This is a genomic window from Microbacterium sp. ZW T6_19 (genome assembly GCF_044987465.1).
In the GTDB taxonomy this organism is placed as follows: domain Bacteria; phylum Actinomycetota; class Actinomycetes; order Actinomycetales; family Microbacteriaceae; genus Microbacterium; species Microbacterium natoriense_A.
This window is the reverse complement of the sequence record NZ_JBJDRH010000018.1, coordinates 1-13,424: the sequence shown is the minus strand read 5'-3', so window position 1 is coordinate 13,424 and position 13,424 is coordinate 1. Positions and strand designations below refer to the sequence as shown.

Here is a 13,424-nt window from a genome sequence, read left to right as displayed (position 1 = left end):
TGAACTCTTCGTTCGTCACGTCGATCCCGTCGACATCACCTTCTTCCTCAAACGACCGAAAGCGAACGGTGGAAACCGCAGCCCTCATCGTCGTGCTGGTGATCGCACTGGCACTGTTCTTCGATTTCACCAACGGGTTTCACGACACCGCGAACGCGATGGCCACGCCCATCGCGACCGGAGCCCTCAAGCCCAAGACCGCCGTCCTGCTGGCTGCAGGGCTGAATCTCGTCGGGGCTTTCCTGTCGACCGAGGTTTCGCAGACCGTGTCTCACGGGATCATCCGCGACGACGGCGTGTCCGACGCGTTCCTCCCGATGATCTTCGCGGGGTTGATCGGCGCGATCACCTGGAACATGCTGACCTGGCTCCTCGGACTCCCCTCGAGCTCCTCGCATGCCCTGTTCGGCGGCCTGATCGGCGCGACCCTGGTCGGCGTCGGCGTCGGAGGCATCGACTTCGGGGCGGTCCTGTCGAAGATCGTCCTCCCTGCGCTCATCGCTCCCGTAACTGCCGGCATCATCGCGTTCGCGGCCACGAAGATCGCCTATTCGATCACGCGGCGGTACGACAACAAGCCGGATGGGCGCGACGGGTTCCGCTGGGGACAGATCTTCACCTCGTCGATGGTCGCACTGGCGCACGGCACCAACGACGCGCAGAAGACCATGGGCGTCATCACACTCGCCCTCATCACCGTCGGCTGGCAGAGCCAGGACCAGGCCGATCCGCACCTCTGGGTCATCATCGCGTGTGCCGTGACGATCGCGCTCGGAACCTACCTGGGCGGCTGGCGGATCATCCGCACACTGGGCAAGGGGCTCACGGATGTGAAGCCCGCGCAGGGGTTCGCGGCGGAGAGCTCGACGGCCGCCACCATCCTCGCCTCGAGCTACTTCGGCTTCGCATTGTCGACGACCCAGGTCGCATCCGGGTCGGTGATCGGCTCGGGTCTCGGCCGTCGCGGATCATCCGTGCGCTGGGGGACCGCCGGGCGCATCGCCATCGGCTGGCTTCTCACGCTTCCCGCAGCGGGAGCCGTCGGCGCGCTCGCCGCGCTTCTGATCCAGTGGCTCGGCGGCTGGGGGATCGCGGTCGACGCGGTGCTCGCGGTGGCGATCATCGTCGGCCTCTTCCTCCGCTCGCGCAAGGATGCCGTCACCCATGCCAACGCGATGAGCGATGTCGCGGAGTCGGGCCTGGCCGTGGAGCTGCCCGACACACCGCCGCCCACGCGCCGACAGCAGCGCATCGAGCGTGCGAAAGCCGAGGCGAAGGCGCGCGCCGCGGCGCGCGAGAAGGCGAAGGCCGACGCCAAGAAGGCCAGGGACGACGCCGACAAGGCGGCGAAGGCCAAGGCTCAGGCAGAGAAGGCCGCCAAAGACCAGAAGAAGGCCAAGGGCAAATCCGGGTCGACGGGCAAGAAGGCGAAGGCCGGGGCCGATGCCGAGAAGAACTCCGGCAAGGGGGAGTCGCTGTGAGCGTCGCGATCGACTGGAACGCATTCCTGCTGGTGTTCGTCGCCGCTTTGGTCGGCGCGTGTGCGATCGTCGGCTTCTACGCGATCGGGCTGCGCCTGCTTGTCCGCAGCGGTCGCGCGCCTGTCGTGAGTCCGGCCGAGTTCACCGACGCGATCACCGTGATCACCGAGAAGGACCTCAAGCGCGCTGAGAAGAAGGCGGCGAAGGCCGCCAAGAAGAGTCCGCTCACGGCGGGCGAGAAGCGGCTGGCCCTGATCGGCGCCTACGGATGCTTCGTCCTGTGCGCTCTCGCGGTCGCATCGGGGATCGCGCTCATCGTGATCGGGCACTGACCGCGGCGTCTTCCTCCGCGTCGTCAGCCTGATCGCCTAGGCGGCCCGATCGCGCTCAGCCGAGCAACCCGGCCACGAGATCGTCGATCACATCGTCGGTCGACGTGCCGGGGTCGATCGGAGTGGTCAGCCGGTCGAGCAGCAGGCCGTCGATCGCGTAGTGGAAGAGGGCGATCTCCCTCCGTCCGCCCGGGAGCCCGGCGGCTGTGTTGAACTCGACGTCCCCCTCGAATCCCGCGCGCTGCCAGGCGCCGAGTACGGCGGAGACCTCGGGTCTTCTGCTGCTCTCGAGCCTGAGTTCGAACAGCGCGATGGTCACTTCACGGTCGGCGCTGAGGCGGCGGACGATGTCACGCAGGTAGTCGGCGAACAGTGCGACGCTCGGCGTCTCGGATGCTCGGCGCGCGAGGTCCTGTTCCGAGGGGGCCAGGCGTTCGCCGATTCGCTCGACGAGACCGGCGATGAGCGAATCACGGCTGCGGAAGTAGTTGGACGTCGTGCCCGTGGGGACGCCGGCGGCGAGATCGACTGCGCGATGCGTGAGCCCTCGCGAGCCTTCCCGGGCGAGCACGGCGAGGCCAGCATCCGCCAGTGAACGCCGCCGGGTCTCATTCTTCGCCATGCCGTCATGATAGCGGAACCACTACGTCTGGTGTACCCTCAACTACGACAAGTGTTGTGATTGGAGCGAAGATGCGAGAACTGGTCTACTACGTGGCGGTGAGCCTCGACGGCTACATCGCCGGTCCTGACGGGGAGTTCGATGCGCTCCTCAGCGAGGGCGATCACATGGCAGCGATCAACGAGCGCTTCGGAGACACAGTGCCGACCGACGTCGCCGACGCGCTCGGGGTTTCGCGCGATGGGGGCATGTTCGACACCGTTCTCATGGGGTGGAACACCTACGCCGTAGGACTGCCGTTCGGTGTCACGAGTCCCTATCGCCATCTCCGCCAGATCGTGTTCTCCCGGACCCGTACCGCGAGCGGGGAGAGCCTCGAGGTCACGGCGCACGACCCGAGGCGCGTTGTGCGCCAGCTGAAAGAGCAGGAGGGCGGGGCGATCTGGCTGTGCGGCGGCGGCGCCCTGGCTGCGACTCTCTCCGACCAGATCGACCGTCTGGTGCTCAAGCGCAATCCCTTGCTCTTCGGCGCCGGCATCCCGCTCTTCGGCCCGCGGACGTACGCGCCCGAGCGGTTCGAGGAGGTCGGCACGACAGCGTTCGACTCTGGGGTCGTGCTGTCCGAGTACGTCCGCTCTGCGGCCGGCTGAAGAGGCGGCGGCGCCACGTCGGCACCGCCGCCTAGGCTGGTGCCATGAGCGAGTCCCAGAGGACCGGATACGCATTCGGCCGCCATCAGCCCGCTTCTCATGTGATCGTCCACGTCAGCGACACGCACTTCCTCGCCGGCGGTGCCAAGCTCGGCGGGCGCTACGACGTCGATCGCACGTTCGCCCGCACCCTCGAAGCCGTCGCTGCGGTGCACCCGCATCCGTCCGCGATCGTCATCACGGGCGACCTGACCGATCTGGGCGAGCCGGATGCGTATCGGCGACTGCGGGCCGCGGTCGAACCGGTCGCTGCGGCGCTCGACACGATCGTCGTGTGGGTCGCCGGCAACCACGACGAGCGGCCGGCGCTGCGCTCGGGTCTGCTCGATAAGGCTCCCAGCGAAGAGCCGGTCACCGGCGTGTGGGATCTGAACGGACTGCGACTGATCGCCCTCGACACGAGCGTGCCTGGGTGGCACCACGGAGACATCGATGGCGCGCAGCTCGACTGGCTCGCCGACGTGCTCGCCGAGCCCGCGCCGCACGGCACTCTCCTCGCCATGCATCACCCGCCGCTGCCGAGCCATCTTCCGCTGTTCGACATCCTCGAACTCCGGCATCAAGACGAACTCGCCGAGGTCATCCGCGGCACCGATGTGCGTGGCATCCTCGCCGGCCATCTGCACTACTCGTCGCACGGAATCTTCGCCGGAGTGCCCGTGAGCGTCGCTTCGGCCACCTGTTACACCATGAACGTCGCCCGTCCTGCGGCCGATGTCAACGGGATGGATGCCGCGCAGTCATTCCAGATCGTGCATGTCCGTCCCGACACCATCACTCACTCCGTCGTGCCGGTGACGGACGCTCCGACCGGAGACTTCTTCTCGGAGGCCTGGCTGGAGCGGATGGCGCGGCTCACCCCGGAGCAGCGGCTGGAGGAGTTCTCGCGCAAGCCGGGCCGTTGATCCGGGCGCCGCATTGAACGGGCGTACACTAGAAGCACCCCCGAATCTCTCACTCGCCACGACCCACAAGGATGTGACATGGCTTCTGCCGCGCCCGCCCTCACCCGTACAGAGACCGATTCCCTCGGGAGCATGGAGATCCCCGCAGACGCGTACTGGGGCATCCACACCGCCCGTGCCGACGCGAACTTCCCAATCACCAAGCGCCCGATCTCGGTCTATCCCGACCTCGTCATCGCCCTCGCGATGGTCAAGCAGGCCAGTGCACGCGCGAACAAGGAGATCGGCGTCCTCGACGCGGAGCGAGCCGACCTGATCGACCGCGCCGCGCAGCGGGTGATCGACGGGGAGTTCCACGATCAGTTCACCGTGGGCGTGATCCAGGGCGGTGCGGGCACCTCGACGAACATGAACGCGAACGAGGTCATCACCAACATCGCGCTCGAGATGGCAGGCCGCGAGAAGGGCGACTACGCCTACCTCTCGCCGATCGACCACACCAACCGCAGCCAGTCCACGAACGACGTCTACCCGACCGCGGTGAAGATCGGCCTCTCGCTGACGCTCCACTCCATGCTCGAGGAACTCGATCTGCTGCGCCGGTCGTTCCTGCGCAAGGCCGGGGAGTTCCACGACGTCCTCAAAGTCGGACGCACCCAGCTGCAGGATGCCGTGCCGATGACGCTCGGCCAGGAGTTCCACGGCTTCGCGACGACGCTCGGCTACGACCATCAGCGGCTCAGCGAGAACGCGGCCCTGATGTTCGAGGTGAACATGGGGGCCACGGCGATCGGCACGGGCATCACCACCCACGGCGATTACGCTCCGGCGGTGCTGAAGCACCTGCGCCAGATCACGGACCTCGACCTCGCCACCGCCTCCGACCTCGTCGAGGCCACGAGCGACACCGGCTCTTTCATGTCGTTCTCCTCGTCGATCAAGCGCAACGCGATCAAGCTGTCGAAGATCTGCAACGACCTGCGTCTGCTCTCCTCAGGGCCTCAGGCCGGTCTCGGTGAGATCAACCTGCCTGCCATGCAGGCGGGCTCCAGCATCATGCCTGGAAAGGTCAACCCGGTGATCCCCGAGGTCGTCAACCAGGTCGCCTTCGCGGTGGTCGGCGCCGACATGACCGTCACGATGGCGGTCGAGGCTGGTCAGCTGCAGCTCAACGCCTTCGAGCCCGTCATCGCGCATTCGATCTTCCAGTCGATCACATGGATGCGGCAGGCGATGTGGACCCTGCGCGTGAACTGCGTGGACGGCATCACTGCGAACCGCGACCGGCTGGGCGCCATGGTCGGTGCATCGGTCGGGGTGATCACCGCGCTCACCCCGTTCATCGGATACGCCGCGGCCGCGGCTCTCGCCAAGACGGCTCTGCTGACCAACCGCAACGTCGCCGATCTCGTCGTCGAGGCCGGCCTCATGTCGCGCGAAGAAGTCATCAAGCAGCTCTCACCCGCTCGCCTGTCGGGACTCGAAGCCGTGACGGCCGCCATCCCGATCATCGCTCCCGAGGATCTCGAGATCTGATCCCCCCGTGAACGGCCCCGACGATCTGTTCGTCGGGGCCGTTCTGCGTCCTCCGCGCTGATCCGGGCTCGCGGTGCGTGTCTCAAGAGGGTTGCGATCCTTTGATCTATGCGCTTAGATAGCGAGTAGTGCGAGTTTAAGCGCATAGATCGAACAGGCGATTCAAGGAGGAAGACGTGAAGTTCACGAGGATTCTCGGGGGAGTGGCGGCGCTGGCGACCGCTTCGCTCCTTCTGAGCGGCTGCGGCCGGGCTGAGGACACGGGCAGCGCCCCTGACGAAGCGACCACGATCGATGACGGACCGGCCACCGGCACGATCTCGATCTGGGCGATGGGCGCCGAGGGCGAAGCCCTGCCCGAGTTCGTGAAGGCGTTCCAGGAGAAGAACCCCGATGTGAAGATCGATGTGACTCCGATCCCGTGGGATGCGGCGCACAACAAGATCCAGACCGCGATCGCCGGAGGCAACACTCCGGACATCGCGATGATGGGCACCACCTGGATGGCCGACTTCTCCGATGCCTTCGCCACTGTGCCCGAGCAGATCTCCACGGACGGCTTCTTCGACGGCGCTCTGAGCACCACCAAGGTCGGCGACCGGGCAGCTGGAGTGCCGTGGTACGTCGACACCCGCGTCCTCTACTACCGCACCGACATCGCCGAGAAGGCGGGCTGGACCGAGGCTCCGAAGACGTGGGACGAACTCTCGCAGATGGCTGCGGACATGCAGAGCAAGGGCGGCGCCACGTGGGGCATGCGCCTGCCAGCCGGCAACGACTCCTTCCAGGGCGCGATGTGGATGCCCTGGTCGGCAGGCGCGGAGCTGACCGACGGCAAGAGCTGGACCCTCGACACACCTGAGATGGCCAAGGGCCTGGAGTACTACCAGAGCTTCTTCGCCGACGGCATCGCCGATCCGAACGTCGACACCTCGCCGGGCTCGACCGAGGCCGAGTTCGTCGACGGCACGGCGCCGATGGTGGTCGAAGGGCCGTTCCTGCGCGGGCAGCTCGAGGCGGTCGGCGGAGCAGGCTTCGCCGACAAGTACACGACCGCGGTCCTCCCGGCGCTCGAGGGTTCGGTCTCCTTCAGCGGCGGTGCGAACCTCGTTGTCTTCCAGGGCAGCGACAACGCATCATCCGCGTGGAAGCTCGTCGACTGGCTCAGCCAGCCCGAGACTCAGGCCGCATTCTTCGAGGCGACGGGAGACCTGCCTGCGTCCACGGCTGCCTGGGAAGAGCCGGCGGTGGCCGGTGACAAGAGCCTCTCCACTTTCGGCACACAGCTGGAGACCGCCAAGGCGCCGCCCGTCACGACCAGCTGGGTCAAGGTCGCTGCCAAGGGAGACCAGGCGCTGGAGTCGCTGCGCCGTGGCACGGGCGACGTCGCCGCGGTGCTGAAGACGCTGCAGGCCGACGCCGACGCCATCGGACTCGACTGAGCCGATGTCCGCATCCACCACCACCGCTGCGGGGACCCTGACCGGTCCCCGCAGCGCCGCAAAACGCGGCCTGGGCGCGACCCGGCGCCGCCGTCAGGCGCTCGTCGCGTGGGGCTTCGCGCTGCCGTTCGTCATCGTGTTCGCGATCTTCATGCTGTTCCCGATCGTGGGGTCCTTCGCGATGTCGTTCACGGACTTCACAGCACGCGACATCGCCTCGCCGTTCGCGGTCAACTTCGTGGGGCTGCAGCAGTTCTTCACGCTGTTCACCGACACGCGCTTCCTCACCTCGCTCGGTGTGACCGGCGTTTTCGTGCTGGTCGGCATCCCGGTCACGATGATCGTGGCCTTGGCGCTCGCTCTTGCGCTCAACAGCGGAAGAGGACGGATCGTCGCATTCTTCCGCGTGGGCTTCTATGCACCTGTCGTGACCAGCATCGTCGCGATCTCCGTGGTCTGGCGCTACATCCTCCAGCCGGAGGGCCTGCTGAACTCGGCCCTCGCGGTCGTAGGCATCGACGGCCCCAACTGGCTCAACGACCCGGCGTTCGCCCTGCCGTCGCTCATCATGATGGCCGTGTGGCGCAACGTGGGCACGCTCATGGTGATCTTCCTCGCGGGGCTCCAGGCGGTCCCCGAGGACGTCAACGAGGCGGCCACGATGGATGGCGCGTCGCCTTGGCGCCGTCTGATCTCCGTGACGCTTCCGTTGCTGCGTCCGACATTGCTTCTCGGCGCCGTTCTGATCTCCGTCGGCTATCTGCAGTTCTTCGAGGAGGCGTTCGTCATGACGAAGGGCGGCCCTCTCGACTCGACGCTCTCGGTCGCCTTCTACACGTACCAGCAGTTCGGTTTCGGCGAGTACGGCCTCGCGTCGGCGGCCAGCTACGTGCTGTTCCTCGCCATCGCCCTGATCAGCCTGCTGCAGTTCCGCCTGCTCCGATCGAAGGACTGAGGCCATGACGACATCCACTGCGGCTCCTGCAGCCGCCACCGCTCAGCCTCCTGTCCCTCGTCGGCGCAGACGCACCCGCGGCGGCGGACGGGCGCTGACCTACACCGTTCTCGCCGTCGGCCTCGTGCTGTGGCTCATCCCGTTCGTCTGGATGTTGCTCGGCTCGGTGAAGACTCAGGGCGAGATCCTCCGCAGACCGCCGACCTGGTGGCCGGAGAGCCCCACAGGAGAGAACTTCGCCGCGTGGTTCGGACCGCTCGACTTCGGTCACTTCTTCGTGAACAGCGTCGTGGTGGCCGTCGTCACGGTTCTCGGCAACATGGTCTTCTGCTCGATGGTGGGCTACGCGCTCGCGAAGATGGAGTTCCCCGGCAAGAAGATGCTGTTCGGCCTCGTCATGGTCACCCTCATGGTGCCCGGTGTGGTCACCTTCGTGCCGCTGTTCGTGATGGTCTCCAAGCTCGGGCTCGTGAACACCTTCCCCGGTCTGATCCTGCCGTTCCTGACGGCACCCATCGGCGTGTTCCTGATGCGGCAGTTCATGCTGGGCATCCCTGATCCGCTGCTGGAAGCCGCCCGTCTCGACGGCGCAGGGGAGTGGCGCATCTTCACACGCATCGTCATGCCGTTGTGCGGACCGCCGCTGGCGACGCTCGGCATCCTCACGTTCCTGTCGTCGTGGAACAACTTCCTCTGGCCCCTCGTCGCCGCCCAGACCGAGGAGATGTACACGCTCCCGGTGGCGCTGTCGCTGTACTCGACGGGACAGAACGCCACGGACTACGGTCTCCTGCTCGCGGGATCCGTCCTGGTCATCACGCCCATCCTTCTCCTGTTCGTCTTCCTTCAGCGCTGGTTCATCCGGGGCGTCGCGACGACGGGCTTGAAGTAGGCGACGACTCGCATTCGACACAGCTCCGGCCCAGTGAAAGCAGGACACATGAAACCCCATCTCCGCACATCCGCCGAGGGTGTCGACTACCGCGACCTCAACGGCAACGGCGTCATGGATCCGTACGAAGATCCGCGCCTGTCGCCGGCCGAGCGCACCGAGGATCTGCTCGGCCGTCTCTCCACAGAGGAGAAGGTCGGCCTGATGTTCCAGACGGTCATCGAGATCGGACCCGACGGCGAACTGCTCGAGACGCCCGGCGCGATCTCGAAGTCGCCGACCTCGGAGGTCGTGCTGAGCAAGCACCTCAACCACTTCAACGTCCACGCCATGCGCACCGCACGCGACGGGGCCCGGTGGAACAACAACCTGCAGCGGCTGGCCGAACAGACTCCTCACGGCATCCCGGTCACGATCAGCACAGACCCGCGGCACGCTTTCGTGGAGAACACCGGAGTCGCGTTCTCGGCTGGTCCGTTCTCGCAGTGGCCCGAACCGATGGGACTCGCCGCGATCGACGACATCGACCTGATCCGACGGTTCGCCGACACCGCGCGTCAGGAGTATCTCGCGGTGGGCATCCGGGCGGCGCTGCATCCGCAGATCGACCTGCCCACCGAAGCCAGGTGGGGGCGGCAGGCTCAGACCTTCGGCTACGACGCCGATCGTGTCTCGGAGATCACGGCCGCTTATCTGCAGGGGTTCCAGGGAGATGAACTCGGACCGCAGAGCGTCTCCTGCACGACCAAGCACTTCCCGGGAGGGGGCCCGCAGCTCGACGGCGAAGATGCGCACTTCCCCTACGGGCGCGAGCAGGTCTATCCGGGCGGTCGATTCGAGGAGCATCTGAAGCCGTTCGTCGAGGCCATCAGTCGCGGCACGGCGGGGATCATGCCCTATTACGGCATGCCGGTCGGTCTGGTCCGCAACGGCGAGCCGATCGCCGAGGTCGGATTCGGCTACAGCCGCCAGATCATCACCGATCTCCTGCGCGAGGAACTGGGCTACGACGGCGTCGTGGTCACCGACTGGGAGCTCGTCAACGACAATCACGTCGGCGACCAGGTCCTCCCGGCTCGTGCATGGGGCGTGGAGCACCTGTCGCCGATCGAACGGATGCGGATGCTGCTCGATGCGGGCGTCGATCAGTTCGGCGGCGAGGAGTGCGTGGAGCTGCTGCAGGAGCTCGTGGCGAGCGGCGAGGTGTCTGCGGAACGTCTCGACGCCTCTGTGCGGCGCATCCTGCTCGTGAAGTTCCGACTCGGCCTCTTCGACGACCCGTTCGTCGACGAGGACGAGGCGGAGCGCATCGTGGGTGCGGCGGCCTTCCGAGAGCAGGGGTTCCGCGCGCAGGCCGAATCGGTCACGGTGCTCGAGAATCGCGAAGGGACGCTGCCGCTGTTCGCCGGACCGCGTCCGCGGGTGTACGCGGAGGGGCTGCACGAAGGAGCGCTGCAGGATCGGGCGGATGCCGTGTCGCGACCGGAGGATGCGGACCTCGCCATCGTCCGCATCGGCGCTCCGTTCGATGCGCGCGACGATCTGTTCCTCGAAAGGTGGTTCCATCAGGGATCTCTCGAGTTCCCGCCGGGGCTCGTCGTGCGTCTGAAGCGCATCGCGGAGCAGTGCCCTCTCGTTCTGGTCGTGAACCTGGATCGCCCCGGCATCCTCACTCCTTTCGTCCCCTTCGCCGCCGCGCTCGCGGTCGATTTCGGGAGCTCCGACGAAGCCGTCCTCGCCGCGCTGTCCGGGCGCATCCGGCCGCGTGGAACCCTCCCCGTGGAGATTCCCCGCTCGATGGACGCTGTGCGGAGATCGCGCACGGATGTCCCTGGAGACACGCCCGATCCGCTGTATCCGCTGAGAACGGGACTCACCCTGCCGTGAAAGCCGCCCAGCGACCCTGCCGTCAGTAGAATCGCCCAGAAAGCGAGGTGCACATGGCGTCCAGTCGCCCCACCGTCTACGACGTCGCCGAGCGTGCAGGTGTCTCGATCGCCACCGTGTCGTTCGCGTTCCGTCGCCCGGAGAAGGTGCGGCCGGAGACCAGAGCGTCTGTTCTCGAGGCTGCACGTGCGATCGGTTATGTGCCCAGCGGATCGGCGCGCAACCTCGCGAGGGGCCGGACGGGCGTTCTGGGTCTGCATCTGTTCGACATGCTGCTGGACGGCCCGCCGGACGGGGCTCTCCCGCAGCGGCCCGACGCCCACGAGAGACGCGTCGATCTCGACACGCTCGACCTCGATGCCGACCTCGTCCCTTGGGACGCCGTCGAGGACGCGCGGCTGAGCGAGCCGCAGACGTTCCCGCTGTACGTCGACGAGGTTCAGCGCGGATTCGTGCTCGAGTGCAAGCGAAACGGCCGGGCGGTGCTGCTCAGCACAGGCGGCACCGACGTCCGCGACGTCGCAGACACCGCGGGACGCGTGGACGGTCTCGCGGTGCTTCCCGGGCAGTCGGCGATGGCGTCGCTGGCCTCCGTCGCCGTCAATCTCCCCGTGGTCGTGCTCAGCAGCGAGACGGGGGACGGTCACCGTGTGCTGGTCGACAACATCGGCGGCGAGCGGATGCTGGTCGGACACCTGATCGAGGAGCACGGGGTGCGCACGCTCGGCTGGATCGGCGCCGATCTGTCGTACGACTACGCGGAGCGCATGGACGCGTTCTTCCGGATCCTCGACGAGCACGGAGGCGGCGTCGTCGGAGAGGCCCTCGACGGAGTGGACCTCGATTCGTCGCCGGAGTTCCTCCATGTCGTCGCCCGGGCACGTGCCGGCACGCTTCCCGACGCCCTCGTGTGCGCGAGCGACCAGGTCGCGATCGCCCTCATCGACGTCCTCCGAGCCGAGGGCATCGAGGCGCCACGAGACGTGCTCATCGTCGGATTCGACGGCATCCTCGCCGCCCGCATGTCCTCCCCGACCCTCACAACGGTACGTCAGCCGATGGAGCTGATGGGACGCGTCGCCGCGCACCTGCTGCTCACGGATCCGGGCGACGGCTCGGTGCCTCTGAAGACGGTGCGTCTGGGCGTCGGTCTGCAGATCGGGGAGAGCTGCGGCTGCTCGCGGTGAGCGTCACGCACCCTGCGGCACGCAGGTGGGGCCTTCTCCCCATGGGCATTCAGCTGGCTCACAGGATAGAGTCGACGCACACAACCCGTTCGACTGGAGGACAAATGACCAATCAGGTTCCCGGCGCGCAGACGCCGCCGTATTCGCCCGCTCCCGAAACCATCCCCGGCAAGACCCTCGGCATCGTCGCGGTCATCCTGACCTTCGTGGTCTCGTCCGTGGTCGGCCTGATCCTCGGGTACGTCGCGAGGAACCAGAGCCGGGCTGTCGGATACGAGAACACGCCGGCCAAGGTCGCGATCATCGCGGGGTGGATCCTCACGGCGCTCGGCCTGATCGCGGGCATCATCGCCGTGATCTCGATCTTCGCGCTCGCCGCCTCCTCGGGCTCCTACGGCAGCTGACGCTGCCGGCGAAACGACGATGAGGGCGGGGATCCGATCGGATCCCCGCCCTCATCGCGTCTGCGCATCTCTCAGCCGGTGATCCGGCAGTGCGTGGTGAGCTCGCCGATCCCGTCGATGGCGACGGTGACGGTGGAGCGGTCACGCAGGAAGATCTGCGGATCACGGGAGTAGCCCGCTCCGCCCGGACTGCCCGTGGAGATCAATGTTCCCGGAAGCAGAGTCAGCGACTGCGAGAGGTGAGCGATGAGGGTGGCCACTGAACGCACCATCTGACCCGTCGTCGCGTCCTGCACGGTGTGGCCGTCGACGACGGTCCAGATGTGCAGATCCTGAGGATCGGCGATCTCGTCTGCGGTGACGGCGAACGGACCCGTCGGCGTGAACCCGTCGAACGACTTGCAGCGCGACCACTGCGCTTCGGCGAACTGCACGTTGCGGGCGGTGATGTCGTTCACGACGGTGTAACCCCAGACGTGCGACAGCGCGTCCTCCTCCGCAACGTCCTTCGCCGGCGTGCCGATCAGCACGCCGAGCTCCGCCTCGTAGTCGACCGCCTCGCTGAGCGCGCGCGGCCAGGACGTGGTCTGTCCGTGCCCGGTGAGGGAGTTCGGCCACAAGGTGAAGACCGTCGGCGCCGTGTCGGTCTTCAGACCGAGTTCACTGGAATGGGCGGCATAGTTCAGGCCGACGGCGAGCACGGCAGGCGGTGCGAGCACGGCGGAGGCGAAGGCCTGCTCTCCGAGCGGATGCCGGGGGGCCGGGCTTGCGACGACAGCAGCCCGCACGGCGGCGAGAAGCTCGTCGCCGCCTTCGATCAGCTGCTGAAGAGTCGCGGGAGGGTCGGGTAGGAGATCTGAGACGAGGATGGCGTCGGCACCTTCCACCACGGCAAGCTCTGCCGTGGAGGAGTCGGCACGGCGCAGATGAGCGAACCGCATATCACTACGGTAGTCGCGATCGGCGATCTTTCGCAGGAGGAACGGACTAAGAGCCGGTGAAAGCGGGCCTTCGCAATATGCTCATGTCTATGAGTTCCGGAGGACCGTCCCAGCCCACCCCGTACACCCC

Annotated in this window: 13 protein-coding genes; 11 read left to right on the top strand and 2 right to left on the bottom strand. The window is 66.9% G+C overall.

What is annotated here, in order from left to right; translation table 11 throughout:
* Positions 1-68 precede the first annotated feature (68 nt).
* Together ACI3KT_RS18210 and ACI3KT_RS18205 are read left to right on the top strand one after the other, a co-directional pair.
* Positions 69-1,481: an anion permease gene (locus ACI3KT_RS18210; RefSeq protein ID WP_404905830.1), complete on the top strand. Its 1,413-nt coding sequence runs from the start codon at positions 69-71 to the stop codon at positions 1,479-1,481.
* Positions 1,478-1,813, top strand: coding sequence for a peptidase (locus ACI3KT_RS18205; RefSeq protein WP_292905786.1), 336 nt, complete (start codon positions 1,478-1,480; stop codon positions 1,811-1,813). The genes ACI3KT_RS18210 and ACI3KT_RS18205 overlap by 4 nt, the downstream gene beginning before the upstream one ends.
* Positions 1,814-1,868: 55 nt before the next feature.
* On the opposite strand, the gene ACI3KT_RS18200 is transcribed toward ACI3KT_RS18205, so the two are convergent.
* Positions 1,869-2,435: a TetR/AcrR family transcriptional regulator gene (locus ACI3KT_RS18200; RefSeq protein WP_307296207.1), complete on the bottom strand. Its 567-nt coding sequence runs from the start codon at positions 2,433-2,435 to the stop codon at positions 1,869-1,871.
* A 71-nt stretch (positions 2,436-2,506) separates the two neighbouring features.
* Between ACI3KT_RS18200 and ACI3KT_RS18195 the strand changes: the two genes are divergently transcribed.
* From ACI3KT_RS18195 to ACI3KT_RS18155, 9 genes are all read left to right on the top strand, one after another.
* Positions 2,507-3,085: a dihydrofolate reductase family protein gene (locus ACI3KT_RS18195; protein ID WP_404905829.1), complete on the top strand. Its 579-nt coding sequence runs from the start codon at positions 2,507-2,509 to the stop codon at positions 3,083-3,085.
* Positions 3,086-3,129: 44 nt separating this feature from the next.
* Positions 3,130-4,050, top strand: a complete 921-nt coding sequence (locus ACI3KT_RS18190; protein ID WP_404905828.1) for a phosphodiesterase — start codon at positions 3,130-3,132, stop codon at positions 4,048-4,050.
* A 78-nt stretch (positions 4,051-4,128) separates the two neighbouring features.
* The gene (locus tag ACI3KT_RS18185; RefSeq protein ID WP_404905827.1) at positions 4,129-5,586 is read left to right on the top strand and encodes an aspartate ammonia-lyase; all 1,458 of its coding nucleotides are present in this window, start codon (positions 4,129-4,131) and stop codon (positions 5,584-5,586) included.
* 176 nt (positions 5,587-5,762) lie between these two features.
* Positions 5,763-7,028 (top strand): extracellular solute-binding protein, encoded by a 1,266-nt coding sequence (locus ACI3KT_RS18180; RefSeq protein WP_292905798.1) that lies wholly within the window; start codon positions 5,763-5,765, stop codon positions 7,026-7,028.
* A gap of 4 nt (positions 7,029-7,032) precedes the next feature.
* Positions 7,033-7,983, top strand: coding sequence for a carbohydrate ABC transporter permease (locus tag ACI3KT_RS18175; RefSeq protein ID WP_292905800.1), 951 nt, complete (start codon positions 7,033-7,035; stop codon positions 7,981-7,983).
* 4 nt (positions 7,984-7,987) lie between these two features.
* The gene (locus ACI3KT_RS18170) at positions 7,988-8,875 is read left to right on the top strand and encodes a carbohydrate ABC transporter permease (RefSeq protein ID WP_292905802.1); all 888 of its coding nucleotides are present in this window, start codon (positions 7,988-7,990) and stop codon (positions 8,873-8,875) included.
* Positions 8,876-8,923: 48 nt separating this feature from the next.
* The gene (locus ACI3KT_RS18165; RefSeq protein WP_292905804.1) at positions 8,924-10,762 is read left to right on the top strand and encodes a glycoside hydrolase family 3 protein; all 1,839 of its coding nucleotides are present in this window, start codon (positions 8,924-8,926) and stop codon (positions 10,760-10,762) included.
* A gap of 53 nt (positions 10,763-10,815) precedes the next feature.
* On the top strand, positions 10,816-11,949 hold the full coding sequence (locus tag ACI3KT_RS18160) for a LacI family DNA-binding transcriptional regulator (protein WP_307296225.1): 1,134 nt from the start codon (positions 10,816-10,818) through the stop codon (positions 11,947-11,949).
* A gap of 104 nt (positions 11,950-12,053) precedes the next feature.
* Positions 12,054-12,353 (top strand): DUF4190 domain-containing protein, encoded by a 300-nt coding sequence (locus ACI3KT_RS18155; RefSeq protein WP_292905808.1) that lies wholly within the window; start codon positions 12,054-12,056, stop codon positions 12,351-12,353.
* Between the two features lie 71 nt (positions 12,354-12,424).
* Here ACI3KT_RS18155 and ACI3KT_RS18150 read toward each other — a convergent pair whose 3' ends face one another.
* Positions 12,425-13,294: a fumarylacetoacetate hydrolase family protein gene (locus ACI3KT_RS18150; RefSeq protein WP_307296230.1), complete on the bottom strand. Its 870-nt coding sequence runs from the start codon at positions 13,292-13,294 to the stop codon at positions 12,425-12,427.
* Between the last annotated feature and the right edge of the window lie 130 nt (positions 13,295-13,424).

Coding starts and splice junctions, on each gene's coding strand:
- ACI3KT_RS18200 (WP_307296207.1), bottom strand. CDS start 2,435: ATGGCGAAGAATGAGACCCGGCGGCGTTCACTGGCGGATGCTGGCCTC.
- ACI3KT_RS18195 (WP_404905829.1), top strand. CDS start 2,507: ATGCGAGAACTGGTCTACTACGTGGCGGTGAGCCTCGACGGCTACATC.
- ACI3KT_RS18190 (WP_404905828.1), top strand. CDS start 3,130: ATGAGCGAGTCCCAGAGGACCGGATACGCATTCGGCCGCCATCAGCCC.
- ACI3KT_RS18185 (WP_404905827.1), top strand. CDS start 4,129: ATGGCTTCTGCCGCGCCCGCCCTCACCCGTACAGAGACCGATTCCCTC.
- ACI3KT_RS18175 (WP_292905800.1), top strand. CDS start 7,033: ATGTCCGCATCCACCACCACCGCTGCGGGGACCCTGACCGGTCCCCGC.
- ACI3KT_RS18170 (WP_292905802.1), top strand. CDS start 7,988: ATGACGACATCCACTGCGGCTCCTGCAGCCGCCACCGCTCAGCCTCCT.
- ACI3KT_RS18165 (WP_292905804.1), top strand. CDS start 8,924: ATGAAACCCCATCTCCGCACATCCGCCGAGGGTGTCGACTACCGCGAC.
- ACI3KT_RS18160 (WP_307296225.1), top strand. CDS start 10,816: ATGGCGTCCAGTCGCCCCACCGTCTACGACGTCGCCGAGCGTGCAGGT.
- ACI3KT_RS18155 (WP_292905808.1), top strand. CDS start 12,054: ATGACCAATCAGGTTCCCGGCGCGCAGACGCCGCCGTATTCGCCCGCT.
- ACI3KT_RS18150 (WP_307296230.1), bottom strand. CDS start 13,294: ATGCGGTTCGCTCATCTGCGCCGTGCCGACTCCTCCACGGCAGAGCTT.